Raw genomic sequence first — 26245 nt, forward strand, 5'->3', positions numbered from 1 at the left:
CGTGGACAATCCGCAACAGCAACCGGGCCTGTTCAATTGAGGTCATTTCGCGCAACTACTGCGTGCTCTAAACTGCGCAGCGCAGATATGGAGATTTTATGTCCCGTTGAGAACGAGAGGCAAAGTGGCCTCTCATGGCAAGGCCGACCCGGAATGCGCCTCCCGCATGGGTGAGTGCGCAGTCGGGGCTTGCGTGTTTTCCAACTTTTCCGGGCTAAAACATGGCCCAAGACATGAAAGACCAATGACATGACACGGGATTTTTCCCAATTCCTGCCACCTTCACTGCAACAGAGCAAACCGCGTGAATTGAGCCTGCTGGAGCAGCTGGGCTGGCAGAATTTCTTTGCCCAGCAGATCAGTGCCGAAGACCTTGACCAGACTCCACCCGCGCGGGTGATCGAGGTACATCGCAGCGGCTTGCATATTCGTGGTGAGGGCATCGACACAATGCTGCCGCCTGACGCCGAAGTCACCGTCGGTGACTGGGTGCTCTATGACGCCGATCATCCCGCCGCGAGCCGCGTGCTGGAACGCAAGAGCCTGCTGAAACGCCGCGCGCCGGGGCACGACCGGGCAGTGCAGTTGATTGCGGCCAATCTCGACACCGGGTTCATCGTCACCTCGTGCAATCAGGATTTCAACATCGCCCGGCTCGAGCGCTACGTGGCGCTCTGTTTCGAAGCCGAGGTTGATCCTGTGATCGTGCTGACCAAGCCGGACCTGTGTGAGGTGGACGAGCGTGAGGCGTTCGCGACGCAGGCAGCGACGATTTCCGACCGGGTGCCGGTTGTGGTGGTGAATGCGCTGGAGGGCGACGTGACCGGGGCGCTGGCGGGTTGGTGCAAGCCGGGGCGCACGGTGGGGTTCCTCGGATCCAGCGGCGTCGGCAAGTCAACCTTGGTCAATGCGCTGTCTGGAACGGATGCGGTGGCAACGCAGGATATTCGCGAGGATGACAGCAAGGGGCGGCATACGACCACGCGGCGGCAGTTACACCTGCTGGAAGGCGGCTGCGTAGTGCTGGATACGCCGGGGATGCGCGAGTTGCAGCTGACCGATGTACAGGGCGGCGTGGCCGATGTTTTTGCCGATCTCAGTGAACTGGCCGAAGGCTGCAAATTCCGCGATTGCCAACACGAAAGTGAACCGGGATGCATGGTACTGGCGGCGGTAGACCGTGGCGAGGTCGATGCCGCCCGGGTGGCACGCTGGCTAAAACTAGCCCGCGAAGATGCGTTTAACTCGGCCACGCTGGCGCAGCGCAAGGCCAAGGGGCGGGCGCTGAGCAAACTGGTGCGCGAGGTGAAGAAGCGAAAGAAATCCTGAGTGAACCCGAGCGTCGACACAAGTCCTTTCCGCCACTTCCTCTTGCCCTAAATATCCCGGGGGGTCTGGGGGGCAGCGCCCCCCCAGCCCTGTCGAATTGCCCAGGCAATTCGAAGACCTGCCGCTACCGCATCGCCTCGTAGTGATCGACCTCGGTCGCGAACCACGCCGTACCACGGGTTGTACTGCCCAGCGCGTGGGAAAGCTCCTCAAGCGCGGCCATCGGCAGAAGCGCCCGGAAGACCTCCCAACCCTTGGCGTTGGCGTCGCTTTCGAACCCCTGCACCTGGCCCTTGAGCCCGCTGACCAGCTGCACCAACCCACCGGCAAAGATTGATGGGACATTGATCTCGACCGCCATGATCGGCTGCAGAACGACGGTGCCCAACTCCGAGAGCGCCTCGCGCACCGCGTTCTTACCGGCGGTGCGGAAGGCAAAGTCGGAGCTGTCGACCGAGTGGGTCTTGCCGTCCTTGAGCGTGATCTTCACGTCAACCACCGGGTGGCCCGAAGGGCCGGCCTGAAGCGCTTCCTTCGCACCAGCCTCGACGGCAGCGAAATAATTGCGCGGCACGGCGCCGCCCTTGACGGTTTCGGCAAACTCGAACCCGCCACCCATGGGCAAGGGTTCGACGTCGATCACCACGTCGGCGAACTGCCCGGCACCGCCGGATTGCTTGCGGTGACGGTGGTGCATTTCCTTGCCCTTGCGGATGGTTTCGCGCAGGGCGGTTGCGACCTCTTCGACCTCGACCTTGATGCCGAAACCCTGATCCAGCTTGTCGATGATCCGGCGCAGGTGCAGCGGGCCACCAACGCCGATGACCATATGCCCAACCGAAGCGTCCTGAGCCACTTGCAGGCCAAGGTCGACCTCGGAAATCCGCGACAGGGCCAGCGGCAGCTTGGTCTCGTCACGTTCATTGACCGGGATCACCACCCGTTGCAAGGCGGGTGGGTGCGCGGCGGCCCAATCGGGCAGCGGCGTGGTGCCCTTGGCGGTGAGGAAGGTGCCGAGTGTCAGGTGATCGCTCTTGATTGCCAGACCGATTTCACCGGGTTTCAGCGCCGAGAGCTGCGTCTTGGCGTCGACATCGTCGAGCGTGCCAATCGTATCGCCGCCCAGCGGTGCACCCTGTGCCACACCGTCGGCGAGTGCACGGACCAGGACTGCCTTGCCCACGTGTTTGAGGTTGTCGGCCAGGCAGCTGATGGCGATCACGTCCTTGCCCACGTCCAGGCGGTCACGCAAGGCATCCACCTGCGGCACCTCATGGCGCAAGGATTTCATCAATCGCAGAACCCCGTTGCCATTTTCGGCCGAGCCCAAAAGCGCCTCGATCAGGTCGTGGTGTTGCAGGGCGCGGGTGGCGACCTCGTAAAGTTCCTCGGTCGGCGGCTTTTGATCCTCGATGATCTCTTCCAGCAGGTGGTCGTCGAAATCCGCCAGTGTCTCCATCATTTCGGCGCGGGCTTCCTGTTCGCGGTCGAACATCTCTTTTGGCACTTCCACCAGCGACGAGCGTTCGCCGTCATGGTATTCCCAGGCGCGCTCGGAAATCAGGTCGATCGTGCCCACCGTCTTGCCATCCTTGCGCATCGGTACCTGCCGCAGGATGATCCCGTGGGCGCAATAGTGCTGAAGCTCGGAGATGATGTCGGCGATACGGTTGCTGGCGGCATCAATGCCGTTGACGAAGACCAGGCTGGGAACGTTCGAGTCTTCCAGAAGCCGCAGGTAGGGCGCACTGAGCACAGCCGCGTCGGCCTCGGCCGGGACACAGAGAACAGCCACGTCACAGGCGGCCAGAACCGGGCCGACCTGGCTGATATTGTCCAGGCCCCCAGGCACGTAGAACCCGGCCCAATCGTCGCCCATGAAATTGAACTTGGTTACGCTGGCCCCGCCCATCAGCGGCAATGTCTTTGGTTTTGCACCTTCGAGGCCGGCCAGTGCCTGCACCAGGGTGGATTTACCGGATTGCGATGGTCCGATGACGGCAAAAGCTCTCATGGGTGGTCCTTTCTATCCCTCATATGCCTCGGTCCCGCGCACGTGGTGCAAAGCGGACCGGGTGTTCCCGGTGATTTAGCGCCGCCGGGAATCGGCTGTCTTTGACCTAGATCGTGTCAGGTTAGCATGCCTTCGGGATTGTGGTGTGATCTTGGTCAAGATGACGGGCTACGCGACGTCACGGTGCGCGATGGCTTGTTGAGCGAAACCGGCTTCTGCATCCTTGGGTCTGCACCCGATTGAAAGGACCATCCGCCATGCAGACGCCGCCCGACAACATCCCGTTCATCCCATTCGAAAGCTTCGAGATCGGGCAGGTGCAGAATTTCGGTGCCTACGCGGTGACGCGCGACGAGATCATCGAGTTTGCCAGTAAATACGATGCGCAGTTCTTTCACCTTGATGACGAACTGGCCAAGGCATCACTGTTCGGCGGACTCTGCGCCAGCGGATGGCATACCTGTGCCATGACGATGTCGATGATGGTCGAGAACATGGAAGCCCATGGCCGCAGCCTCGGCTCACCCGGGCTAGACGCGTTGCGCTGGATCAAACCGGTTTTTCCCGGTGACATATTGAGCGTGGAGATGGAGGTGCTGGAGCTGCGGGCCTCAGAAAGCCGCCCCATAGGGTTTGTGACCAGCCGGGTAACGGTCAGCAACCAGAAGGACGAGCCGGTGATGAGTTTCGTCAGCAAGGGTATTTTTCCGCGGGGCGGTTAGGCGGATACTACTGGTCGCGATCCATGCGCCAAGCCACGCGATAGCCAGACCGCGGGATGGCGACCCAATGCTGGTTTGGGGCAGTTTATTCCGGAGAAATCCGTACGAACTCGATCTGTTGCGCTACCGTCTCGAAATCGCCAGCCCTGCGAGCGGTCTGGCTATCGCGCGGCGGCTTCGCCTCGATTCCGCGCGGGCACTGTTTGGAAAGAGCGTTCGTCAACCAACATGACACTTTTGCCCCCCGCAATACCGTACTGCATACAATTGCACACCATTTTTCGGCTTACCTTACCCGCAAACACTGTTAAAACCTGCCCCAAGCCTGAAAGCCACGCAAAGGGAGGTTCCCATGGCCGCCATCACCGAAGAGCATCTGATCGAAAGCATCGCCGATGCGTTGCAGTTCATTTCCTACTACCATCCCGGCGATTTCGTGCAGGCGATGACCGCCGCCTGGGAGCGTGAAGAGAACAAGGGCGCCAAGGATGCGATGGCACAGATCCTGGTCAACAGTCGCATGTGCGCCATCGGGCATCGTCCGATCTGCCAGGACACCGGCGCCGCCAATATCCACATCAAGGTCGGGGTCGAGGCGCCGCTGAAACTGAAACGCTCGTTGCAGGAGATTGCCGACGAGGGCACGCGCCAGGGTTATGCCCGCGACACCAACCCGCTGCGCGCCAGCGTCGTGGTTGACCCCTTTGGCAGCCGCAAGAACTCGGGCGACAACACGCCTTGCATGCTGACCGTGGAAATGGTCGCCGGGGACTCCGTTGAAGTCGAGGTTGCGGCCAAGGGTGGCGGATCGGAAAACAAATCGAAATTCACCACGCTGAACCCATCGGGCAATGTCGCCGACTGGGTGGTTGAAACCGTGGAAACCCTTGGTGCTGGCTGGTGTCCGCCGGGGGTTCTGGGCATCGGCGTTGGCGGCAATGCCGACAAGGTGATGGCGATGGCGAAGCAGGCGCTGAGCGAACCGCTCGATATGCAGGAATTGCTGCGCCGTGGGCCGTCGAATAACGTCGAAGAGCTCCGGGTCGAGATTTACGAACGGGTGAACGCACTTGGCATCGGCGCGCAAGGTCTGGGCGGTGTGACCACCGTGCTGGACGTGAAGGTGAAAAGCTGGCCCACTCATGCGGCTTCGCTGCCCGTTGGCCTGATCCCGAACTGTGCCGCCACCCGGCACGTGCATTTCACTCTGGACGGGTCTGGCCCGGCCACCTTCACGCCACCCGCTGTCGAAGACTATCCGGATATCGTTCTGGACGCTGCTGGCGCGCAGAGCCGTAAACTGGACCTTGATGACCTGAATGACGAGGTTGTTGCCTCGCTGACCCCGGGCGAAACGCTGCTTCTGTCCGGCACGCTCTACACCGGCCGCGATGCCGCGCATAAGCGGATGATCGACATGATGGACCGGGGCGAAGAACTGCCCGTCGATCTGAACCGCAAGGCAATCTACTATGTCGGCCCGGTGGATGCGGTTGGAGACGAGGCGATTGGTCCGGCGGGACCAACCACCTCGACCCGAATGGACAAGTTCACTGATCGGATTCTGGCCGACACCGGCCTCAAGGTCATGGTCGGCAAGGCCGAGCGTGGTCAGATAGGGCTGGACGCGATTGCCAAGCATGACGCGGCTTACCTGATCGCGGTCGGCGGCGCGGCCTACCTGGTGTCCAAGGCGATCAAGGACGCCAAGCCGGTGGCGTTTGAGGATCTGGGCATGGAGGCGATTTACGAGCTTCAGGTGCAGGACATGCCGGTCACTGTGGCAGTCGACACCCAGGGCAACTCGATCCACCGCAGCGGGCCTGCGGAATGGAAGAAGAAGATCGCCGAACGGGCGTGATGTAGGGTGCGTGCTTGCACGCACCTTTTAATGTCGAAGCGGCAGCGGTGCGTGCAGGCACGCACCCTACGCCAGTGCACCTACCAGCGCGCCGTGTATTCCGGCCCCCGCGGCCACGACCCCGTTCACCTGCGGGTGGGCATTGTTGAACCGTAACGGCCCGCCCTTGCGGTCGCTCGCGATCGCCCCTGCCTCTTCCAACAGCAGCGCCCCGGCGGCAATGTCCCACTCCCAGCTGTCGCGCAAGGTCAGCATGGCGTCGTAGCGCCCCTCGGCCACCAGCGCCAAACGATAGGCCAGCGAGGGGCGGTATTTCTTTATCACGCCCGGCACCTTGCCGTGTTTCCAATGCTGCGGTTGCAGCGCAGGACGGGCGCAAAGCACGGTCGCTCCTGTCAGCTTTGATCGCGAAGAGGCGCGGAGCGGTGCTCCGTTCAACGTCGCCCCCTGGCCCTTGGCCGCTGCATAAAGCCGGTCCAGCATCGGCAAGTAGACCGCCGCCGCAACCGGCACACCGTTTTCGACCACCGCCATGGAATGCGCCCAGGTGTTGTCGCCATTGATGAAGCTGCGGGTCCCGTCCAGAGGGTCGATCACGAAGACCCGCTCGCGGGCAAGCCGTGTGTCGCTGTCCTCGCTCTCTTCGCTCAGCCAGCCATAGCCTGGGCGCGCCGCCTGAAGGGTCTCTTCCAGCATCACGTTGACCGAGAGATCGGCCTCGGTCACCGGGCCCGCACCATCGGGTTTGTCCTCGGAATGGAAGCGCCCGCCGAAGAACCCGCTGGCGATCTTGCCGGCCTCGCGCGCGGCATGGATCAGCAGGTCGCGGTCGCGTGTTGCGTCATTCTCCGGCAAGGGTCAGCCCTTCGACCAGAAGCGATGGCACCACGCGGCTCAGCCATGTGCGGGCATCATTGGCAGGGATCAAGCCAAGCAGCATGTCACGCAGGTTCCCGGCGATGGTACATTCGTTGACCGGGTAGGTGATCTCGCCATTCTCGACCCAGAACCCCGAGGCGCCGCGGGAATAGTCGCCGGTGTTGGGGTTGATCGTCGAGCCGATCATCGAGGTCACCAAGAGCCCGGTGCCCATCTCATTCAACAGCTCTTCGCGGGTTTGCGTGCCCTGGGTCAGGGCCACGTTGAACGTGCCCGGCGACGGGGCCGAACCAGTGCCGCGCAGGGCATTGGCGGTGCTCTCCATGCCCAGCTTGCGCCCGGTGGCAAGGTCCAGGGTCCAGCCCTGCAGCACGCCGTCCTTGACGATCATCCGATCCGCTGTCGCCAGACCCTCGGCATCGAATGGGCGGGACGACCCCATGCGCTTGCGGTGCGGTTCCTCGAGCAGCGACAGGGAACTGGGCAGAACCTGCTCACCAAGGCTCTCACGCAGAAAGCTTTCGCCACGCGCCACGGCGCTGCCATTCACGGCGCCCAGAAGATGGCCGATCAGCGAGCTGGAAATCCGCTCGTCGAACAACACCGGGAAGGTCCCGGTGGGCGGTTTCTTTGCGCCCAGCGCGGCAACAGCGCGCTCGCCAGCAATGCGGCCGATTTCGTCGGCTCCACGCATATCGGCAGCAAAGACCCGGCTGTCACCGTCATGGTCGCGCTCCATGCCCGCGCCTTCACCGGCAATCGCTACGGAATAGAGCGAATGCGATGTGCGGGCGTATCCGCCGGAAAACCCGTTGGTGGCCGCAAAATGCATGCTCCGCGCTGAATAGCCCGCACTGGCCGATTGGACTTGCGTGACACCTTCTACGGCTTGCGTGGCGGCCTCGGCAGCCAATGCCTGTTCTTGCAACGATGCGGGCGCGGGTTCATCGCCGGGATCGGCCAGTTCCAGCCCGGCAGCGTCCCAATCGGTGGCAAGCTGCTCGGATGTCGCCAATCCGATATCAGGATTCTCGGGTGCCTCCTTGGCCATCGCAACTGCGCGTTCCGCCATGGCCGCCATCGTCTCGGGGCGGCTGTCCGAGGATGATACCATCGCCTGCCGCTTGCCCAGGAGCACCCGCAGGCCCAAGTCGATCCCTTCCGAGCGCTCGGCTTGTTCCAGCTTGCCCTCGCGTACATCGATCGAGATCGAGCGACCCTCGATCACCAGCACATCCGCCGCCTCGGCCCCGGCCTTTTTGGCGGCATCCAGAAGGGTATGAGACAGGGATTCGGGGCTGGCAGTCATGGGTCGTCCTTTTCGCTGCTACGGAGGTAGACCGCGCGCGGCGGAGGTTCAAGGCCCTGCCCCGTGCTTCATCTTGCCGACAATGCTCGAATCCAACCCTGCATCGGACGCACCGCTGCAAGGTAAGGCGCTATTGCAGCCGCTGACCGTTGGCCAGGACCTCGCCGGTTTTCTTCACCTCGATCGTGGTCGTCAACACGTCGTCTCCGTCGCCGGGCTGAGTCAACAGCCCCATCATCAAGCGCGCACCCATGGCGTCGCTTTGCTCCATCAGCCCCATCGCGATCAGCTTGTCGATCAGCCCGTGAGCTCCGTTGATGGTGAAGGACGCACGCCCCTCGGGGGCGGGCATGCCGTCAAAGGTGGTTAAATCACTGTAGTCGAATGTGAAATCGCCTTTGCCGGTGACCTCGGCGCCGGCGCCGGCAAGGCGCAGATCGTTCAAGGTTGCGGTTTTGGCCATCACCGGCAGCGCGGGCGGTTGCGCCCCGTCCAGAAGGGCACGGAGGTCGAGGAACTCGAACAGGATCGACGCCTTGGAGGCAGCATCCAGGACCACGGTCATTGGATCGCGCGGCAGCTGCTGTTCGGGATCGAACATCGCCCACAGCCCGTCATTGAGCGTGATGTCGTTAAACCCCATGTGCAGAGCCGCATCCTGGTCTTCGCCCATCAGAAGTGGGATCAGCAATCGGAAATCCGCCGCCCCGCCGCCAAAGCTGATCGGGAAGGGCAGTTCAGGCATGATCAGGTCGGCGTTGAAGCCGCCAACCCGGCCGCCATAATCCAATCCAAACCGGCCCAGTTTCACAAAGACATCATAATCCGTCGCCGAGGTCTTCTGGTCGGAGACAAGCTCACCATCCACCTTCACGCTCTGGGTCGAACTTGTCACATCGGTGATTGTACGGATCGACAGGTCCAGATCGTTGCGCAGTTGTTTGTGCAGTCCGAGGATGTCGATACCAGTCTCGGGCAGGGAGAATTGAGAGCGGCTTGTGGTCTTGCCCGCCATGCCGGTGGCGGCGACCTCCATCTGGCCAAGGTCGCGATCGGGCAGCGACGCGGTGTATTGCAGGTCATATCCCGACATCTCGGTCACGGCGGTCAAGCCCAGCATGCCATCTGCCAGAGTGGTTTCATGGTGCGCCGTCAGCGGGCCCATTGTCAGGTTGCCGGAAATATCGACCGCCTGCTCGCCGCTGACCGCCAGATCGACCAAGGCGGCGGAAAACCCGTCACTGGTCCAGTCGCTGATCACTGCCGTAGTGGTTCCGGACATCACCCCCCGGCTGTTGTTGTCCTGCACCTCGAAGGCCATGGCGAAGCTGCCTTCACCTGTGATATCGCCGCCCATCGACATCAGGCCGGTCGGCGCCATGGTCACGGCGACGCGGCCACCATCCATCGGTTCGAACCGTGGCCCGGGCACGTGGACATACACGGTTCCAAAGCCAAGCGGGAAATCCGCATTGAGGCGCAGTTCACCGATCTGAAGCGCCTCGCCGTCGCGGGTTTCGCTGGCCTCGAAGCGCAGGCCAAGCGCGGTAAACTGTGCCTTCCATGTGTTCCAGGCGTCATCGACGGTCAGGTCGGCCAGGACGGGTGTGGTGGTCAGAAAAGCGGCAAAGGTGGTGGTAACAAGCAAACGGGTCATAATGATCCTCGGGCAATGACAGAACTATGCGGGTCAGCCTATGTCCGAGACCAGCAAAGGAAAAGGGGCCACGGCACCTGCCGCAGCCCCTTTTTGCAATCACCTTGAATGCGCTTATTGCAGGCGCTGCCCGTTGGCGAGGATTGAGCCGTCCTTCTTGACCTCGATCTTGGTCGAGTAGACGTCGTCGCCGGTCTGCTGGGCGAACATGCCAAGCATCATCGGCATCATGCCGATGTCGCCTTCGGACACCAGGCCCATCTCGACCAGTTTGCCCGCCAGCGTGTTGGCACCCGACAGGCGCAAGTCAACCGCGCCGTCCATGCCCTGCGTACCGCCCGACATCAGCGCGCTCATGAAGTCGACCACGACACCGCCCTTGCCGACAAGCGACGCACCGGCGGCGCTGACCTGCAGCATGTTCAGGTTCAGCGACTCAACCTCGCCGGGGATGCCAAGCTCGCCACGCTCCACCGCTTCGAGCTGTTCCGGGTCCATCAAATCAAAGCCCAGCTTGCCGCGGCCGCTGAGATCGACAGCCACGGTGGCCGGATCACGCGGCAGGTTGCCTTGCGGATCGACCAAGCTCCAGATCAGGTCGGAGGTGGTGAAATCGGCCAGGGTCAGGCCAACACCGAAGTCCTTCATGTCATCCGATTTCGACACCGGCAGGATCAGCTTGAAGCCAAGCTCGCCCAGGGCCGCCTCGATCGGGAAGGGGATGTCACCGCCCATCATGTTCACCTTCTGACCGGCAACGTTGATGACGTATTTGATCATGTCCTGCGACATGCCGATATCGAAGCTGCCCGAATCCGAGCTGGTGCTGGCCTTGATGGTTTCGCCGCGTTCGATAAAGGCAAAGTCCATCTTGCCGCCGGTATAGGAATACTTGCCATCCACCGCAAAGCCGGCCTTGAGCATGTTGGCCATGTTGTTCACGTCGAACTCACCCATCGGAACGCTCAGGGTTCCGTCGAACATCAGCTGGTTCAGCCCACCGACCAGATCGAGCTTTTCGGCGGCATTGTCGGGATTGGCGAAGTTCATCTTGTAGGTGATCGAAGCCGCCGACATCTTCTGGGCAATGTTGCGCAGGTTGGACACCTTCATCGACGAACTGCCCGAGATATCATTGATCGACAGGTTGGCCGAACCGATCGGAATGACCTCGCCTTCAGCCACGATCTCTTTGAGCATCAGGCCCACGGCGTTGGCCGAATAGGTATAGGTCATGTCGTTGACCGCGCCCGACACCACCATCGACAGGTTGTCATTGGTGTAGTCCATCGTGATCTTGACTTCGTCATCCACCGTGACGACCATCGGCTGCGACGCAGGCAAGCTCACCGCAACGGTGCCGTCGCCCTGATCGGTAAAGTTCAGCTGGCCCATGTTGATCGAAACGGTGACATCCTCTTCGGGAATGGCCACGTTCATGGTCAGGTCGCTCACGGTCAGCGTATTGCCCGACATCGCCTCGGAGGCGGAGACATCATAGCCGAAACCGCTCATATAAGCTTTCCAATCACCCCAAACTTCCTGGGCACTCACGTCGGCAAATGCGGCCGAGCCCATCATCAAAGATACAATTGCGGTCGAACCGCTCAATTTCATCCATTTCGACATATCATGTCCTTTCAGCCAATATTCTTAATCAATCTCTGCCCTTAAAGGGCGAGAATCAAGGCCCTTCGCACTGGACCGTTACCCAGCGGGAGTTTACCACGGTCCGACAAGGGTGAGGGAGGCGCGAATGACGCACTTGACAGGAAAAACCGCTCTGATCACCGGCGCAAGCCGGGGGATCGGCGAGGCCACGGCCCGGCTGTTTGCGGAAATGGGCGCGAATGTCGTTCTGGCGGCACGCGGCAAAGGCGAGATCGAAAAGATCGCGGGAGACATCGGGGACGCGGCACGAGCAGTTTCCTGTGATGTCAGTCAGTTCGAGGACGTGAAAGCCGCGGTTGACCTGGCCGTAGACAGCTTTGGCGGGCTCGACATCGTGATTGGCAACGCGGGCGTGATCGAGCCGATTTCGCACCTCGCGGATTCGGACCCCGAAGAATGGGGCAAGGTGATCGATATCAACCTCAAGGGCGTCTATTACGGCATGCGCTGTGCCATGCCGGTGATGCAGGCGGCGGGCGGTGGCACGATCATCACGATCTCGTCAGGCGCGGCACATAACGCGCTGGAGGGCTGGTCGCATTACTGCGCCTCGAAGGCCGGCGCGGCGATGATGACCATGGCCTGCCACAAGGAAGGGGCCGAACATGGCATCCGCGCCATGGGCCTGTCGCCGGGCACGGTGGCAACGCAAATGCAGCGCGAGATAAAGGTCACCGGCATCAACCCGGTGGCGCAACTGGAATGGGAAGATCACATCCCGCCCGAGTGGCCCGCCAAATGCCTGGTCTGGATGTGTTCAGAGGATAGCAATGCCTGGCTGGGGCAGGAAATCTCGCTGCGCGACGACAACATCCGCGCGAGGATCGGTGTGGCATGAGCGCGATTGAGCTGGAGAAAGACGGCGGGTTGTGGACCGTCACGCTGAACCGCCCCGACAAGGCCAATTCGCTGACCCGCGCGATGCTGGAAGAACTGGCCGATATCGCCGAGGCGGCGGTGGACGCCCGCGTGCTGATTCTGACCGGGCGGGGCCGCGTGTTCTCGGCCGGAGCCGATCTGGATGAGGCCAAGGCGGGGCTGGCGCTGTCGCCGGTCTGGGAACGCCTGTCCGGTGCGATTGCCGCCCTGCCCGGCCTGTCGATTGCGGCACTGAACGGCACGCTGGCCGGTGGGGCCATGGGCATGGCGCTGGCCTGTGATCTGCGGATCGCGGTGCCGGGGGCGAAGTTCTTTTACCCGGTAATGAAGCTGGGCTTTCTGCCGCAACCCTCGGACCCGGCGCGGATGGCGGCGCTTGTCGGTCCTTCACGGGCCAAACTGATCCTGATGGGCGGGCAAAAGATCGAAGCACCCGAGGCGTTGCAAATGGGTCTGGTAGATCGGATCGTCGAAGGCGAGGCGTTGCTGGACACAGCGCGCGGGATCGCCGCTGACACGCTGACCGCCAAGCCCGAGATCGCAACCGGGATCAAACGGCTGTGCCAGGGGTAGATTGAGGGGGCCGTGCAATTAACTGCCCGCGGGGTGGTGATCCGCCGGCTATTTGGCCAGTTTATCTCGCAAGCTTTCGGAGAACTTCCATCGACGCGCTGCCATTTCGTTATCACCAGCCCGCCGAGACGGGCAGGTGATTGCGCGGCGGCTTCGCCTTGATTCCGCGCAGGCTCGTTTTCTAACCGGTGCGTTTCTCTGCCCTTCGCACCCTGTCCCGATCCGTGATAGCCTTGACTGAAACGGAGGGCCGCTCATGCATGTCGTCGCAGATACCGAACAGCTTGTCACCGATGGGGTGATCAACGAAGCCCAAGCCGAGGAAATCCGCAAACGCGGGCGGCAGGCGATGATGGCGCTGGCGATCAACTCGATCCTCAGCTTCGGCATTCTGGCCGCCACGCTGGGACTGATCTTCTGGCTGGGCAATGCAGCCGCCGTTGCGGTGTTTGGCCTTGCCATGCTGATCGGCGGCATGGCGATCCTGTTTGCCGGGGGCGAAATGTACCGGATGTTCGGCAACGCCGCCGCGCTGATAGGCGCGGGCATGCTGATCGGCGGGGCGGCGGTCGAACTTTTGGACAAATACGAAAGCTCGGCCGGGCCGGTGATGACACTTGGCGGAGCGATCCTGGTGGTGGTCTTTACCATGGCCTTTCTCAGGGCCCGGGACACCGCCGCCTTTGTCACCGGCACGATCCTGTTGATGGGATTCGCCTTTCATCTCGTCGGGCTGGGGTTCTGGATGGAGCAGGCCGGGCAAACCGGGCTGACCAAGGCACTGTTCTTCCTCTATGCCGCCGCCGCGCTGGCGGGGCTGGGATGGTTCGTCGATGTGCGGCTGATTACGGCCTTCGCGATCGTGCCCTTTGCCCAGGCGCTCGACACCGGCACCGCGTATTTCCATGCCATGTATGTGTTCTATTCCCCGGAACCGACGCTTTCGATCCTGCAGATGGCGTTGTTGATGACCGTCACCCTGCTGATCGTGCGCCACCGGCCCGAACGGTTGGCACGCCATGCCCGCATTCTGGCGATCTTGGGGTTCATCGTGGCCAATCTCTGCGCGCTGGTCGGCTCGCTCTGGGGCGACGTCGTGGGCGAAACCATGTGGGGACCCCAGCGCGCCGCCTTTACCGGCGATGGTTCCTGGGACGCGTGGCGCGCGGCGCGCGAGGCCTGGCGCGAAACGGCAATCGAGATTTCCGAGGGCGCGTTCACGGTGTTCTGGGCGGTGGCGCTGGCCGGAATGATTGCCTATTCGGCCTGGCGCGGGCATCGCGGGCTGTTCAACACCGCGATCACTTTCGCCGCGATCCACGCCTATACCCAGCTGTTCGAAAGCTTCGGCGACGAACCGTTGGCCTATGTCATCGGTGGCTTGGCGGCGATCCCGCTGGCCTGGGGCATGTGGCGGCTGGATCACTGGATGACCTCGCAAACGGAAGCCGGCTGAACCACTCGCCTCGCTCTCAAAGTCGTGTCTTGCGAGGCGCACCCTTACCGCAAGGGGGCGAAGCGCTTCACCGCAAGCGCCGGTTTCCCGGGGTTTTCGAGCGGAACTCGGGCGGGCGCTTTGCCACCCACCGAATGAACTTCGCAAGTCGAGGATGCGCGCGCAGCGCCGCGATGGTGTTGAACTCCCGCGCCAACTCGCTCTCGCTCAACGTCGCGTGGATTTCCGAATGGCAGATCTGGTGCAACAGCACCGTCTCGCTTCCCTTGCCACCACGCAGGCGCGGCACAAGGTGATGACGGCTTTGAGGAGCGCCCAACGGGATCACCCTGTCGCATAATGGGCAGATCGGTTGATCTGTCACGCAACACCCCCTTGTTTCCCCGGTCCTGATCGGCAATTCATGGAGCCCAGTTTATGAGTAGGAAGATCGCCATGGAAGGCCAACCGGAAATCATCACCAAGGCGCTGGACTATGCCCAGCAAGGCTGGGACATCGCCAAGACCTGGTTGATGTCACCGGCGGCATGGTCACAGTTCGGGCTGCTGTTGGCGGCCTTTTTGCTGGCGCTGCTGATTACCCGCAAGCTGCGCCCGGTCCTGACCAAGCTGCTCACGCCTCCGCCCGGACAGACCAACATCATCGCCCAAGCGCGGCGTTTTGTGCTGATCTTCGTTCCGCTGGTCCTGCCGCTTCTGGCCTATGTGTTGACCGGGATCGGTGAAAGTGTGGTCCGGTCGCTGTTTGATTCCGGCGCGGTGATCGCATTCGGCAAACGCGTCTTCCTGTTCCTGGCCGCCCGCATCCTGGTCAAGGAAATCATCAGCGACCCGTTCCTCAAGATGCTGGGCAAGTTCGTCCTGATCCCCGTGGCCGCGCTTTATGCCGTGGGCCTTCTGGAACTGGTGTTCGAAAAACTGAACGAAACCATTATCCAGCTTGGCAATATCTCTTTCTCGGTCATGTCGCTGGTGCGCGGTGTGATTGCCGGCTCGATCCTGTTCTGGCTCGGACGCTGGTCGAACGATCAGAGCTCGGCCTTCATCGCCAAGCAGGAAGAAATGCGCCCGGCAACGCGGACGCTGGCGCAGAAGACCGCCGAGGTGCTGATCTTTGGCGTCGCCTTCCTGCTGTTGATGAACATCATGGGTATTTCGCTCACCTCACTGGCGGTGCTGGGTGGCGCCATCGGTGTTGGCATCGGCTTTGGCCTGCAACAGATCGCGTCGAACTTTATCTCTGGCGTGATCCTTCTGCTCGAAGGGCAGTCCACGGTGGGTGATTATGTCGAACTGGACGGCGGCGAGGCTGGGACCATCGTCAAGATGACCGCCCGGGCGGCGATACTGGAAACCTATGATGGCCGCTGGATCGTGGTGCCGAACGAGCACTTTATCACCACCCGCGTGGTCAACTATTCCGACTCGGGTTCGGCCAACCGTTACGAGGCGCCCTTCTCGGTCAGTTACAAGACCGATATCAACCTTGTGCCCGGCATCATCGAAGAGGCGGTGGGCAATTTGGATTTCGTTCTGTCGGGTGGGGACGGCGGCGAGTTGGACCCAGACTGCGAGCTGCGCGCCTTCGGCGAAAACGGTGTCGAGTTTGCCGTCGAGTTCTGGGTCAACGGCATTGATGACGGCAAGAACAAGTTCACCCCACGGGTGCTGTTTGCGATCTGGAATGCACTCAAGGACAACGATATCGAGATCCCCTATCCGCAGCGGGTGGTCGAACTCAAAGGTCTTGATCGGCCAGCGCCGCGCACGGCGCCAGCACCTGCGGCCAAACCCAAAGCGGTCAAGGTTGCCCCGAAACCGAAGCCTGAAGCGTGAGTGACGCATTGGTCATCGGTGCGGGGCCGGCGGGGTTGATGGCAGCCGGAGAACTGGCGCGGGCCGGGCTTTCAGTGACGGTGGCCGAAGCCAAACCGTCGCCCGCGCGCAAATTCCTGATGGCGGGCAAGTCCGGATTGAATCTGACCAAGGACGAACCGTTCGAGACATTTCTGAATGCCTTTGGCAGCGCGGCGCACACCCTGCGCCCGATGCTGTCGGAGTTTGGACCGGACGAGGTGAAAGACTGGGCCGAGGGGCTGGGGCAAGAGGTTTTCACCGGCTCGTCGGGCCGGGTGTTCCCCAAGGCGATGAAGGCCTCGCCGTTGCTCAGATCCTGGCTGAATCAACTGGGCGATCTGGGGGTGGCATTGCGCACGCGGTGGCGTTGGATGGGCGGCGATGATTTCGACACACCAGAGGGGATTGTAACGCTGGCACCCAAGGTGACGGTGCTCGCTTGTGGCGGGTCAAGCTGGTCGCGGTTGGGGTCGGACGGGGCCTGGACGGGGCAGTTTGAAACCGATGATCTGGCACCGTTCAAGCCCGCCAATATGGGCTTCGTCGTGGGGTGGTCTGATCACATGGCGCGCCATTTCGGGTCCCCGGTTAAGAACGTCCTTCTGAAGGCCGGGGACACGCAGGTGAAGGGCGAGTTCGTGATCTCGACCCGCGGTGTTGAGGGTGGCGGCATCTATGCCGTATCTGCGGCACTGCGAGAGGGCGCGCCGTTGGTGCTTGATCTGTTGCCTGACTTGAGTGTGGGGCAAATCCGTGACCGGCTTGCAAAGCGGCGGGTTAAGGAAAGCCTGTCGAATGCGTTGCGCAAGTATCTCAGGCTCGACCCGGTCAAACAGGCGCTGGTGATGGAATTCGCAAGGCCGTTGCCGGATGACATAACCCCGTTGCTCAAGGCGATGCCAGTGCGCCATCAGGGACCTCGCCCGATCGACGAGGCGATTTCCACGGCCGGTGGCCTGCGGTTCAACGCGCTGGACGAAGGTTTGATGCTGCGTGATCGGCCCGGTTGGTTTGCCTGCGGCGAAATGTTGGATTGGGAGGCACCGACGGGGGGGTACCTACTGACGGGTTGCCTGGCAACCGGGAGATGGGCGGGACGACATGCGGCGCGTTGGGTTCAGAAATAGCTGCGAGGCCACCAGACCGCGGGGTGGTGAGCCAACTTCGGTAAGGGCCCCTTTATGTCTGAGAAATCTTCACGAACTAACAGCGTCACGCACACTCTCATAAATCACCAGTCCCAAGGAGCGGTCTGGTGCTTTCGCGGCGGCTTCGCCTTGAGTCCGCTTGGGTGCTTCTTGGAGACGTTTCTTCAACCCCGCCCCGCGATCCGCGTAAACAAGCCCGGTTTTTCCGGTTCTTCATTGGCCACAGGCAAGGAATCGGGCTTGATCCGGCTGAGCACATAGCGTGGCAGGGTCCGTTCCCCGGACGAGCCACAACTTGCCCCCATCTTCCACGGGTCGAACAGTTTGACGAAACCCGGCGCTTTCAGGTCATCGACAAAGACGACGCCGCAGAAAGATCGGCTGCGTGCAGGTTCGTACATCTCAGCCACGCTCTTCAGCAGTGTCGCTAATTCCTCGGCGCTGGCCGTGGTGTCTGGCACGGCGTCGCTTTCAAGGTCATGGATGAACCATTCACCGCCGCTGGCTTCAAGAACCGGCCAAAACCGATCCAGCATTTGCCACATGGGAAAGCCATGAAGCTTGCCCTGGAATGCGTTCCAATAGGGCGTGTCGGGCAGCGGGGGTAAGGGGTCGTCACTCATGCCCGGCAGTGTCGGCGATCACTCTTGCGGCGTCAACGCGGCAGTCGCGCGCGCCTTCGCAGGCCGCTGCGCCAGGATCACGCCCAGCACCACAACCGCAGCCCCTGCCGCGTGCCGCCAGCTCCAACCGCCGCCCAGTGCCAGCATGATCAACATGGCATAAAACGGCGCGGTATTGAGATGGAACGAAGCCAACGCTACGCCAAGGCGGCCGACAGAGGCGATCCATAGAAGCTGGCTGAGCGCCATCGAGCCGATGGCATAAAGCACCAGTGGGCCGAAATCGGCATATTGCAGGCCACCCTGAGGCAGGGCCGCGAAACCAAGCGAATAGCCGGCAAGAAAGATCACCGAGGTTGCCATCAGACCCCCGGCAAGGGTCAGGGTGGTGCGGCCAAGGTTCGTTTGGTCGGCCAGGCCCTTGATTGCCGCGCGGCTGCCCCAGACGAAGAGGAAGCACGAGGCCAGCATGGCCGCGATGCCCAGCGCAAGATCGCCGCCCTGCATCGGGCCGCTGACCACGATGACACCGCCGATGATCGAGGCCACGAGGCCGAAGGCGAAACCGCCGGTCAGACGCCGCCCGTCACGAGCCACCTCGATGATCACGGCCAGAACCGGTGAGGTCGACGCGATGATCGCCACGGTCACCGGATCGGTCAGCGCCTGCGCGACCAGCAAGAGCCAGGCACCAAGGCCGAAGCCGATGCCGCCGATCACGGCACCCTGTTTCCACTGCGCCCGCAGCACCGCCCGCGGCCCTTCGACGATGATCCAGATCGGGATGAGCATCATCACCGCCATCAGGAACCGCGCCGAGATCAGCGCCAGTGTCTCCCAGCGCTCCAGCAGCAGTTCCGCCGCCGGAAAACCCGCCGCCCATGTCAGCATCGAACCGGCGCAAAGCAGGTTGCCGGCAAACATGCCAGTGACGGGCGCTGCAGCAGTTGCGCGCAGGGGATCGGGGGCCAGGGACATGGCCTCTCCTTCAGGTCAAATTGTCATGTACCAGGTCGTTAATTCGGCCCTTGCAACAAGAGATCGCACGAATCACCCAGGCGCGTCTGATCCACGCGCGACATGGCGTCGGAAACGGAAGGCCTGTTTTCGACACGATGTCGCAAATGGGACAAGTGGCAGGATTTGTTAGGAAATTCCTAACTTCGGCGGCTTAACTCAGCCATAGAAACTGCGGATCGCCGCAATGGCCCGGTCATAAGCCAGATCATCAACCCCGCGATGCAGGACGATGCGGATCGGGCCGGACGAGCCACCCAGGATCAGCACGTCATGCTCCGCCAAGCGGGCACGCAGCGCGTCGTTTTCGCCGTTTGCCGGGGTGAAAAAGATCATGTTGGTCGCCTGGGTCACGTCACCCGCGTTCAGGTCCCGCAACAGGGCGGCCAGATCGGCGGCACGATCATGGTCCTTCACCAGCCGGGGCGCGTTATGCTCAAGCGCGTGCAGCGCCGCCGCCGCCAGAACTCCGGATTGGCGCATGCCGCCGCCCAGCATCTTGCGCCAGCGGCGCGCTTTGGTGATCAGGTCACGCGGGCCAACAAGGACCGAACCCGCAGGCGTTCCCAGCCCCTTGGACATGCACAGTGACACGCTATCAACAGGCGCGGCCAGATCGGCGACCTCGCAGCCCAGTGCAGCTGCCGCATTGAACGCCCTTGCACCGTCGAGATGCACCGACAACCCGGCCTTGCGCGCGGCCGATATCGCTACACCCATCCGCACCAGGGACACCGGTTTGCCGTTATGGGTGTTTTCCAATGACAGCAGGCGGCTGACCGGTTTGTGGGAATCATTTGGTTTGACCTCGGCGGCAATGGCGGCAGGATCCAATCCGCCGTCATCGGCCACCGCAATCGGACACAAAGCCAATCCGCCCAGAACCGACGCACCGTGCGCTTCGTAGGCGAAGACGTGATAGTCTCGGCCCACGATGACCTCTTCGCCACGCCCGCAATGAGCGAGCATGGCGCAGAGGTTGGATTGCGTGCCCGAGGTCAGGAACAGGCCAGCCTCCTTGCCTGTGCGCTCGGCCAGGGTTTCCTCCAGCCGAGTGACCGTGGGATCATCCCCAAAAACATCATCGCCCAGCTCGGCCGCGACCATGGCCTCGCGCATGGCATCGTCTGGCTGTGTGACCGTATCGCTGCGCAAATCACAAACCGGTGCGTTGCCACGTCTGCTTGTTGTTGCCCCCGCATAGTGATTCATCACCTGTCCCCTTGATCGTTGTTACGGCCAGATGAAACCAAGCGTCGTACAGGTGCAACACATAACTCCCACGAATGCCTCAGTCGGCTGGTACGGTCATCTTGCCGGCGTTTTCTGCCGCCCAGCCGTGCATCGCCTTCAACAGGGGGATCAGGCTTTCGCCCAAAGGTGTCAGGCTGTACTCGACATGCGGTGGGATGGTTTGAAATCCTTGCGAGCGACAAACCCGGCCTCGCGAAGCTCGCCAAGCTGCTGGGTCAGCGTCCGGTGGGTGATGGCGCCAAGGTTTCTCTGAAGCTGGTTGAAGCGGCAGGGGCCCTGGGCCAGCCAATAGATGATCAGCAGTTTCCAGCGTCCCGAAATCGCCGTGATCAGCGTTTCGATCACGCAGTGTTCGTCAGGCCCATGTGCATTCATCTACAGTATCCTAAACGACCGTACTTGTCGTTGGGATCATGCCTTTCTATCTACGGCCCGCACCGCAAAATCACAACGGATATTGCCATGAGTACGAAGAAGAAACTGGTCATCATCGGTGGTGGTTATGTCGGGTTCGAAGTGGCCCAGGGGATGGATGCCCATGCCGATGTTACCCTGATCGAACAGCGCGAATCCCACGTCCTGCCACCCGCAGCCATTCGGGCGCTGCTGGACCCGTCGCTGCTGGACCAGATCGTGCTGCCCTATGATCGGCTTCTGACCCACGGGCGGATCGTTCGGGGCCGCGCCGTAAACGTGTCGCAAGAGGCCATAACGCTGGAAGATGGCCGGGTCATCCCCGCCGATTACATCGTGGTGGCCACCGGGTCATTCTATGCGGCACCGTTCAAGCCGGCAGGATCAAGCGCCGAGGAGCTCAAGGCCACCAGCAGGCAGGTCAGCGCCGAGCTGTCACAAGCCGGGTCGGTCGCGATTGTCGGGGCCGGCGCTGTCGGGACCGAGCTGGCCGGGGAAATCGCCTCGGCAAGGCCCGAGAAGTAAGTCACGCTGATTTCATCCGATGAAACCCTGTTCCCGATGTACCCCGCCAGGCTGGGCCGTCAATTGCAGGCCAAGCTGGAACACATGGGCGTGTCGGTGGTGCTGGGCCAGAGAGTGCAGGATTTGCAGCAGGTCGACCGGCCCTATGAAGGGTCCGTGACCCTGACCGATGGGCGGGTCATTAACGCCGACCTGGTGTTTCCGGTTGTCGGATCGAAACCGCAGGCCGGGCTGATTGCCGACCTGCCGGGGGTGTCCCTGTCGCCGTCGGGCCGGGTCAAGACCGATGGTTGGATGCGCCCGTCGGAACATCCCAAACTGTTCATCGCCGGGGACATTGCGGATGTGGGCGATGGCATGACCATTGTTGCGATTTCGAGGCAGAACCCTTGGCTGATCAAAACGCTGAAAAAGGCGTTGGCGGGTGAAGCCGTTGAGAGCCAGAAACCTCATACCCCGTGGTCACAGGCACCGATTCTCGTGCCGCTGGGTCCGCGTATAGGCAACAGCTGGTAGTTCGCGACGGTGGGCGATTGGGTCACGCGCAAGATGAAAGGGGCCGAGCTGTTCATCCCAAAATACCGCAAGATATTCGGATTGCAGTAACCGCCCCATTTCCAGGCGCTGAAAAAAGCAAAACCCCGGCGCAAGTGGCCGGGGTTTCGAATTTCTCATGTGGGCGAATCTCAGTCCGGCTGTTCTTCGCCATCACCCGAAGGCAGGTTGAAGAAGCTGTCGGCGTCATGGATGTCGCCCTCGTCCTTCTTGTCCTCGTCGCCCTCGTCATCGCCACCCAGCGAGAAGGTTTCCAGACCTTCGATCGCGGTTGGGATCTTCGGCTCGGCGTCCATGCCAAGGCTCTGCTCGGTCGACACCAGCTTGCGACGCTCGTCATCGGACATGACCTCGCCTTCCTTGGCTTTCTTGGCGGCGGCCTTCTGCACCACGGCGTCAAGTTCGGACTGTTTACACAGGCCAAGCGCAACCGGGTCGATCGGCTGGATATTGGAGATGTTCCAATGGGTCCGCTCGCGGATGGCCTGGATCGTCGGCTTGGTGGTACCCACAAGTTTGCTGACCTGACCGTCGCTCAGTTCCGGGTGGAACTTGACCAGCCACAGGATGGCGGCCGGGCGATCCTGACGTTTCGACAGGGGCGTATAGCGCGGGCCACGGCGCTTTTCCTCGCCGACGGCGGCGGCGTAGAACTTGAGCTTAAGCTTGTGCAGCGGATTGGCCTCGGCCGCATCAATTTCTTCCTGGGTCAGCTGGTTGTTGGCAATCGGGTCGAACCCTTTGACGCCGGTGGCCACATCGCCATCGGCGATGCCCTGCACTTCGAGCTCGTGCAGACCACAGAAGTCGGCCACCTGCTTGAAGGTGATCGTCGTGTTGTCCACCAGCCAGACGGCGGTGGCCTTGGCCATGATCGGTTTGTCCGACATGATACTCTCCTTTGGATACAGGTCTCCCGCGCCCTGAATTGGGCTGACCCTTTGTCGGGGCCGGGTTTCCGTTGTCGGGGAACTTGGAGGCTATATAGTGCGCCCGAGCCAAGAAGGGAAGAGTGAATGAAACGGGCGATTGCAGCGGTTTTTATGGGTCTGGCAGGTGTGGCGCAGGCCGATGGTGAGACGCCGGGCGAGTTCGACTATTGGGTCATGGCGCTGTCATGGTCGCCGAACTGGTGCGCCATCGAAGGAGACGCGCGCAAATCCCCGCAATGCGACCCGCGTGAAGATTTCGGCTGGACCCTGCACGGGTTATGGCCGCAATACCATCGCGGTTGGCCGGCGTTTTGCCCGACCGTGAAACGCCAGCCCAACCGCAGCCTGACCAACACCATGGCCGATATCATGGGAACGTCCGGCCTTGCCTGGTACCAATGGAAGAAACACGGGGTGTGCAGCGGACTGTCGGCGCCAGATTACTATGCCTTGTCCCGGCAGGCTTACGAAAGCGTGGTGCGCCCGGCGGTGTTTCGTAAACTGGACAAACCTATCAGGCTGCCAGCGCATGTGGTGGAAGAGGCGTTCCTGAAGGCCAACCCGCGGCTTGAGCCGGACATGATCACCATCACCTGCAAACAGGGCCGCATCCAGGAGGCCCGCGTCTGCCTGTCGCGGGACGATCTGAGCCCGGTGCCCTGTGGCCGCGATACGGTAAAGGACTGCACGATGAAAAACGCGCTGTTCGACCCGGTTCGGTAATCCACGGAATTGCCGGTACAGAAAAGAAGACGGCGCGGGGCATCCCCTCCCCGCGCCGTCAATTCTTAGTGACCAAAAGTCAAATCAAATCGTTAAGTCGTCCAGGCTTTTACCCGCCTCAAGCGCATCCTTGACCCAGGCCGGGCGACGACCGCGGCCGGTCCATGTCTGCGTCAAATCCATAGGATTCGCGTATTTCGGCGCGACTTTCTTACGTGGCCGCACCGTTTCGGGCTGTGCTGCGGCCTCGGCCGCCAACTCGTCCAGGGAAAACCCCATTTCCTTGGCTTTCGCCTTGAGCATCGCCAAGGCCTTTTTCTTCTCACGCATTTCAAACCTGGAAATGGCCTTGGCCAATTTCTTTTCCAGAGATTTCAGTTCCGCGAGTGTCATGGCGTTGAGGTCCGCCATTGAGATTTTGCTTCCTTTTGCCAACGGAAGTCTCCTCATTACAGTTTCGAATCATAAAAAGATGCGCCTTGATCATTCCTTTTTCAATTCCAAAATTCGGTTTCTCTGGTAAATTTCACGTTAATTGGCAAAGACTTACACGCTCGGCGGTATTCAGCCTATTTTGACTCCACAAAACACGGGAAATAACGACGCGCATTAGCGTCTATTTCAGAAAACCGAGAATTTATTCCTTTGATCCTATGGTAATCTAACCCCGGATTCCTTCTCGCCTTGCACGAAAATCACTTTCAGACGCGCCCGCATTGATAGCAGCCACTTCTTGTTTTCAACCCATAGGCCGGGTTTCGACCCGTCCTTCACCTATGCGACCCTCAATACAATCTTGCCCACATGGCCCGGGCTTTCGATCCTTGCATGAGCATCGGCGGCATCAACAAGTGCAAATTCGCTGTCCATCACCGGGGCAACAGTGCCCGCATCCAGCAGCGGCCAGACGTGCGTGCGCAGCTCATCGGCGATCTTGGCCTTGGCCAGGTCACTTTGCGGGCGCAGGGTGCTACCTGTGATGGTCAGGCGTTTGACCATCACCATGGCGAAGTTCAACTCGACCACCGGACCGGACAGGAAGGCGATCTGCACCAGACGCCCGTCATTGGCCAGCGCCTTGACGTCGCGCGGAATGTAATCACCACCGACCATGTCGAGGATCAGGTCGGCACCACCCTCGGCTTTCATCACATTAACGAAATCCTCGGTTTTGTAGTTGATCGCCTGCTCGGCCCCGAGATCGGTGCAGACCTGGCATTTCTCATCCGAGCCAGCAGTGGCAAAGACCCGCGCGCCGAAATGCTTGGCAAGCTGAATCGCGGTCGTGCCGATACCCGAGCTGCCGCCATGCACCAGGAATTTCTCGCCAGCCTTCAAGCCACCGCGCATGAAGACGTTGGTCCAGACGGTGAAATAGGTTTCCGGCAGGCAGGCAGCCTCTTTCATTCCCATGCCATCAGGCACGGGCAGGCAGTGGGCGGCGGGGGTGGCGACATATTCCGCATAACCGCCGCCAGGTAGCAGGGCACAGACCTTGTCGCCAACTTTCCAGTCGCTCACCCCGGCGCCAACTTCGGCCACCTCTCCCGAGCACTCGAGGCCCGGCAGGTCGCTGGCATCAGGCGGTGGCGCATAGCTACCGGCGCGTTGCAGCGCATCGGGGCGGTTCACCCCGGCATAGGCCACCTTGATCACCACCTCGCCCTGCCCTGCCGTGGGCACGGGCCGCTCGCAGGGTTTCAGAACTTCGGGTCCACCCGGCTCGGTGATTTCCACCGCCCGCATCATCTTGGTCATCACGTTTTCTCCTATTTGCCCCAGCTACCGGGCATATCATTTTTGGGCTGTGGCGCGCGAATACGGCCCAGCGCTTCAAGCGGTCCTTTCAGCAGACCCATCAGCGCCTTGTTGTTGCGCACCCCGGCCTTGAAGCTCTCGAATCGCATCACGTCGTCAATGCGGCGGTCGAGAAACTCCCACGTCGCCGCATGACCTTCGCTTTCGTCCCCCAACCAGTAAAGCACGGTCGAGGAATAGACCCCGGAGAGCGTGGCGCGTTTGGTGTACCAGTTGATGTCGTCGGACGTGTCGCCCAGCGTGGTCCAGATCAGATCGGCACTGTCCCAGAGTAGCCGCGCCCCATCTGGCGCATGTTGCGGCAGGGAAAACAGCGCCATGCCGCGACGCACCAGTTCCTTGTCCTCAACCGCCTCGAGTCGAAATCGCACCGCCGCCACGATCCGGTCGCGAAACCGGATATTATCAAGGTCGGCCTGCTCCAGGCGTTCCACCATGCGCCTGTCACCACGCTTGTGATAGGCCACGGCCAGATCAACAGCCCCGCGCGGACACAAACCTCGCGCCAGCCCCTCAGCTACGCCGGTCTCTTCGATAGCGGCGTCGAACACCGTTTGGCTCCAGCCATCGAACGGCACATGGCCAAGCGCGGCGTCGAGCAGTTTTTCTTTCGTGTCGGACATGACGCGACTCCTTTGGCGCTACACTAGACAAAAGCCAATCGGGTTGCTATATGGCGGCTTCCTGCAAATCCTTGCAAACTCAAACTTAGAAAGGTGGTGTTAACCACATGCAGGTAAGCGTTCGCGATAACAACGTCGATCAGGCTCTTCGGGCCCTGAAGAAGAAGTTGCAGCGTGAAGGTGTCTTCCGCGAAATGAAGCTGCGGCAGCATTTCGAGAAGCCCTCCGAGAAAAAAGCGCGCGAGAAGGCCGAGGCCATCCGCCGTGCCCGCAAGCTGGCCCGTAAAAAGGCCCAACGCGAAGGGTTGCTCTAAGCACCTGTCCTTCTCGGACACACGAAATAAACGACCCCCGAGGCCCGGCCCCGGGGGTTTGTTTTTTTTCAAGACACCAGATTTGACCCGCA

Annotated in this window: 23 protein-coding genes and 2 pseudogenes; 11 read left to right on the forward strand and 14 right to left on the reverse strand. The window is 61.5% G+C overall.

The features are described from left to right. The first annotated feature begins 249 nt into the window (after positions 1-249). On the forward strand, positions 250-1329 hold the full coding sequence (rsgA, locus tag RXV86_RS10140; RefSeq protein ID WP_316299382.1) for a ribosome small subunit-dependent GTPase A: 1080 nt from the start codon (positions 250-252) through the stop codon (positions 1327-1329). Between the two features lie 124 nt (positions 1330-1453). Here rsgA and RXV86_RS10145 read toward each other — a convergent pair whose 3' ends face one another. Further along, entirely contained in the window at positions 1454-3343 is a 1890-nt protein-coding gene (locus tag RXV86_RS10145; RefSeq protein WP_316299383.1) for an elongation factor G, read from the reverse strand. A 257-nt stretch (positions 3344-3600) separates the two neighbouring features. Here RXV86_RS10145 and RXV86_RS10150 point away from each other — a divergent pair, with 257 nt between their 5' ends. Together RXV86_RS10150 and RXV86_RS10155 are read left to right on the forward strand one after the other, a co-directional pair. Beyond that, positions 3601-4065, forward strand: a complete 465-nt coding sequence (locus tag RXV86_RS10150) for a MaoC family dehydratase (protein ID WP_316299384.1) — start codon at positions 3601-3603, stop codon at positions 4063-4065. A 352-nt stretch (positions 4066-4417) separates the two neighbouring features. Beyond that, complete coding sequence (locus tag RXV86_RS10155; RefSeq protein WP_316299385.1) at positions 4418-5926, forward strand: fumarate hydratase; 1509 nt, start codon at positions 4418-4420, stop codon at positions 5924-5926. Positions 5927-5992: 66 nt separating this feature from the next. Here the strand turns inward: RXV86_RS10155 and RXV86_RS10160 are convergent, their stop codons facing one another. The 4 genes from RXV86_RS10160 to RXV86_RS10175 all read right to left on the reverse strand — a co-directional run bounded on the left by RXV86_RS10160 (position 5993) and on the right by RXV86_RS10175 (position 11352). Then, on the reverse strand, positions 5993-6781 hold the full coding sequence (locus RXV86_RS10160; protein ID WP_316299386.1) for a 3'(2'),5'-bisphosphate nucleotidase CysQ: 789 nt from the start codon (positions 6779-6781) through the stop codon (positions 5993-5995). Beyond that, positions 6768-8114, reverse strand: a complete 1347-nt coding sequence (locus RXV86_RS10165) for a TldD/PmbA family protein (protein WP_316299387.1) — start codon at positions 8112-8114, stop codon at positions 6768-6770. The genes RXV86_RS10160 and RXV86_RS10165 overlap by 14 nt, the downstream gene beginning before the upstream one ends. Positions 8115-8244: 130 nt before the next feature. Beyond that, positions 8245-9771 carry a hypothetical protein gene (locus tag RXV86_RS10170; RefSeq protein ID WP_316299388.1) on the reverse strand — a complete coding sequence of 509 codons (1527 nt, stop codon included), beginning with the start codon at positions 9769-9771 and terminating at the stop codon, positions 8245-8247. A gap of 114 nt (positions 9772-9885) precedes the next feature. Further along, a complete protein-coding gene (locus RXV86_RS10175; protein ID WP_316299389.1) occupies positions 9886-11352 on the reverse strand; it encodes a DUF2125 domain-containing protein in 1467 nt (488 codons plus the stop codon). Between the two features lie 175 nt (positions 11353-11527). Between RXV86_RS10175 and RXV86_RS10180 the strand changes: the two genes are divergently transcribed. The 3 genes from RXV86_RS10180 (at position 11528) to RXV86_RS10190 (ending at position 14350) form a co-directional block, all read left to right on the forward strand. Further along, positions 11528-12280 carry an SDR family oxidoreductase gene (locus RXV86_RS10180; protein WP_316299390.1) on the forward strand — a complete coding sequence of 251 codons (753 nt, stop codon included), beginning with the start codon at positions 11528-11530 and terminating at the stop codon, positions 12278-12280. Continuing rightward, the gene (locus RXV86_RS10185; protein WP_316299391.1) at positions 12277-12894 is read left to right on the forward strand and encodes an enoyl-CoA hydratase/isomerase family protein; all 618 of its coding nucleotides are present in this window, start codon (positions 12277-12279) and stop codon (positions 12892-12894) included. The genes RXV86_RS10180 and RXV86_RS10185 overlap by 4 nt, the downstream gene beginning before the upstream one ends. 256 nt (positions 12895-13150) lie before the next feature. Next, positions 13151-14350, forward strand: coding sequence for a hypothetical protein (locus RXV86_RS10190; protein ID WP_316299392.1), 1200 nt, complete (start codon positions 13151-13153; stop codon positions 14348-14350). Positions 14351-14417: 67 nt separating this feature from the next. Here the strand turns inward: RXV86_RS10190 and RXV86_RS10195 are convergent, their stop codons facing one another. Further along, complete coding sequence (locus tag RXV86_RS10195; RefSeq protein ID WP_316299393.1) at positions 14418-14714, reverse strand: HNH endonuclease; 297 nt, start codon at positions 14712-14714, stop codon at positions 14418-14420. A 71-nt stretch (positions 14715-14785) separates the two neighbouring features. Between RXV86_RS10195 and RXV86_RS10200 the strand changes: the two genes are divergently transcribed. After that, on the forward strand, positions 14786-16186 hold the full coding sequence (locus RXV86_RS10200) for a mechanosensitive ion channel domain-containing protein (RefSeq protein ID WP_316300232.1): 1401 nt from the start codon (positions 14786-14788) through the stop codon (positions 16184-16186). Next, positions 16183-17334, forward strand: a complete 1152-nt coding sequence (locus RXV86_RS10205; RefSeq protein WP_316299394.1) for a TIGR03862 family flavoprotein — start codon at positions 16183-16185, stop codon at positions 17332-17334. The genes RXV86_RS10200 and RXV86_RS10205 overlap by 4 nt, the downstream gene beginning before the upstream one ends. Before the next feature lie 185 nt (positions 17335-17519). Here RXV86_RS10205 and RXV86_RS10210 read toward each other — a convergent pair whose 3' ends face one another. From RXV86_RS10210 to RXV86_RS10230, 4 genes and pseudogenes are all read right to left on the reverse strand, one after another. After that, positions 17520-17978 carry a hypothetical protein gene (locus RXV86_RS10210; protein WP_316299395.1) on the reverse strand — a complete coding sequence of 153 codons (459 nt, stop codon included), beginning with the start codon at positions 17976-17978 and terminating at the stop codon, positions 17520-17522. Between the two features lie 18 nt (positions 17979-17996). Beyond that, positions 17997-18956, reverse strand: coding sequence for a DMT family transporter (locus tag RXV86_RS10215; protein WP_316299396.1), 960 nt, complete (start codon positions 18954-18956; stop codon positions 17997-17999). A gap of 198 nt (positions 18957-19154) precedes the next feature. After that, positions 19155-20207, reverse strand: a complete 1053-nt coding sequence (ltaE, locus tag RXV86_RS10220; RefSeq protein WP_316299397.1) for a low-specificity L-threonine aldolase — start codon at positions 20205-20207, stop codon at positions 19155-19157. 79 nt (positions 20208-20286) lie between these two features. After that, positions 20287-20624: pseudogene (locus RXV86_RS10230) on the reverse strand (winged helix-turn-helix transcriptional regulator). Positions 20625-20711: 87 nt separating this feature from the next. Here RXV86_RS10230 and RXV86_RS10235 point away from each other — a divergent pair. Continuing rightward, a pseudogene (locus tag RXV86_RS10235) lies at positions 20712-21704 on the forward strand (NAD(P)/FAD-dependent oxidoreductase). A 170-nt stretch (positions 21705-21874) separates the two neighbouring features. On the opposite strand, the gene RXV86_RS10240 reads toward RXV86_RS10235, so the two are convergent. Beyond that, entirely contained in the window at positions 21875-22633 is a 759-nt protein-coding gene (locus RXV86_RS10240; RefSeq protein WP_316299399.1) for a DUF1013 domain-containing protein, read from the reverse strand. A 126-nt stretch (positions 22634-22759) separates the two neighbouring features. On the opposite strand from RXV86_RS10240, the gene RXV86_RS10245 reads away from it, so the two are divergent. Then, a complete protein-coding gene (locus tag RXV86_RS10245; protein WP_316299400.1) occupies positions 22760-23398 on the forward strand; it encodes a ribonuclease T2 in 639 nt (212 codons plus the stop codon). 84 nt (positions 23399-23482) lie between these two features. Here the strand turns inward: RXV86_RS10245 and RXV86_RS10250 are convergent, their stop codons facing one another. The 3 genes from RXV86_RS10250 to RXV86_RS10260 all read right to left on the reverse strand — a co-directional run bounded on the left by RXV86_RS10250 (position 23483) and on the right by RXV86_RS10260 (position 25839). Continuing rightward, positions 23483-23815, reverse strand: coding sequence for an H-NS family nucleoid-associated regulatory protein (locus RXV86_RS10250; RefSeq protein WP_367575563.1), 333 nt, complete (start codon positions 23813-23815; stop codon positions 23483-23485). A gap of 357 nt (positions 23816-24172) precedes the next feature. Next, positions 24173-25156, reverse strand: a complete 984-nt coding sequence (locus RXV86_RS10255) for an NAD(P)H-quinone oxidoreductase (RefSeq protein WP_316299402.1) — start codon at positions 25154-25156, stop codon at positions 24173-24175. A gap of 11 nt (positions 25157-25167) precedes the next feature. Further along, positions 25168-25839 (reverse strand): COQ9 family protein, encoded by a 672-nt coding sequence (locus tag RXV86_RS10260; RefSeq protein WP_316299403.1) that lies wholly within the window; start codon positions 25837-25839, stop codon positions 25168-25170. Between the two features lie 107 nt (positions 25840-25946). On the opposite strand from RXV86_RS10260, the gene rpsU reads away from it, so the two are divergent. Further along, the gene (gene rpsU, locus RXV86_RS10265; RefSeq protein ID WP_007818122.1) at positions 25947-26153 is read left to right on the forward strand and encodes a 30S ribosomal protein S21; all 207 of its coding nucleotides are present in this window, start codon (positions 25947-25949) and stop codon (positions 26151-26153) included. The last annotated feature ends 92 nt before the right edge of the window (positions 26154-26245 follow it).

It is taken from the genome of Aliisedimentitalea sp. MJ-SS2 (assembly GCF_032586155.1).
Taxonomy (GTDB): Bacteria; Pseudomonadota; Alphaproteobacteria; order Rhodobacterales; family Rhodobacteraceae; genus JAWHTC01.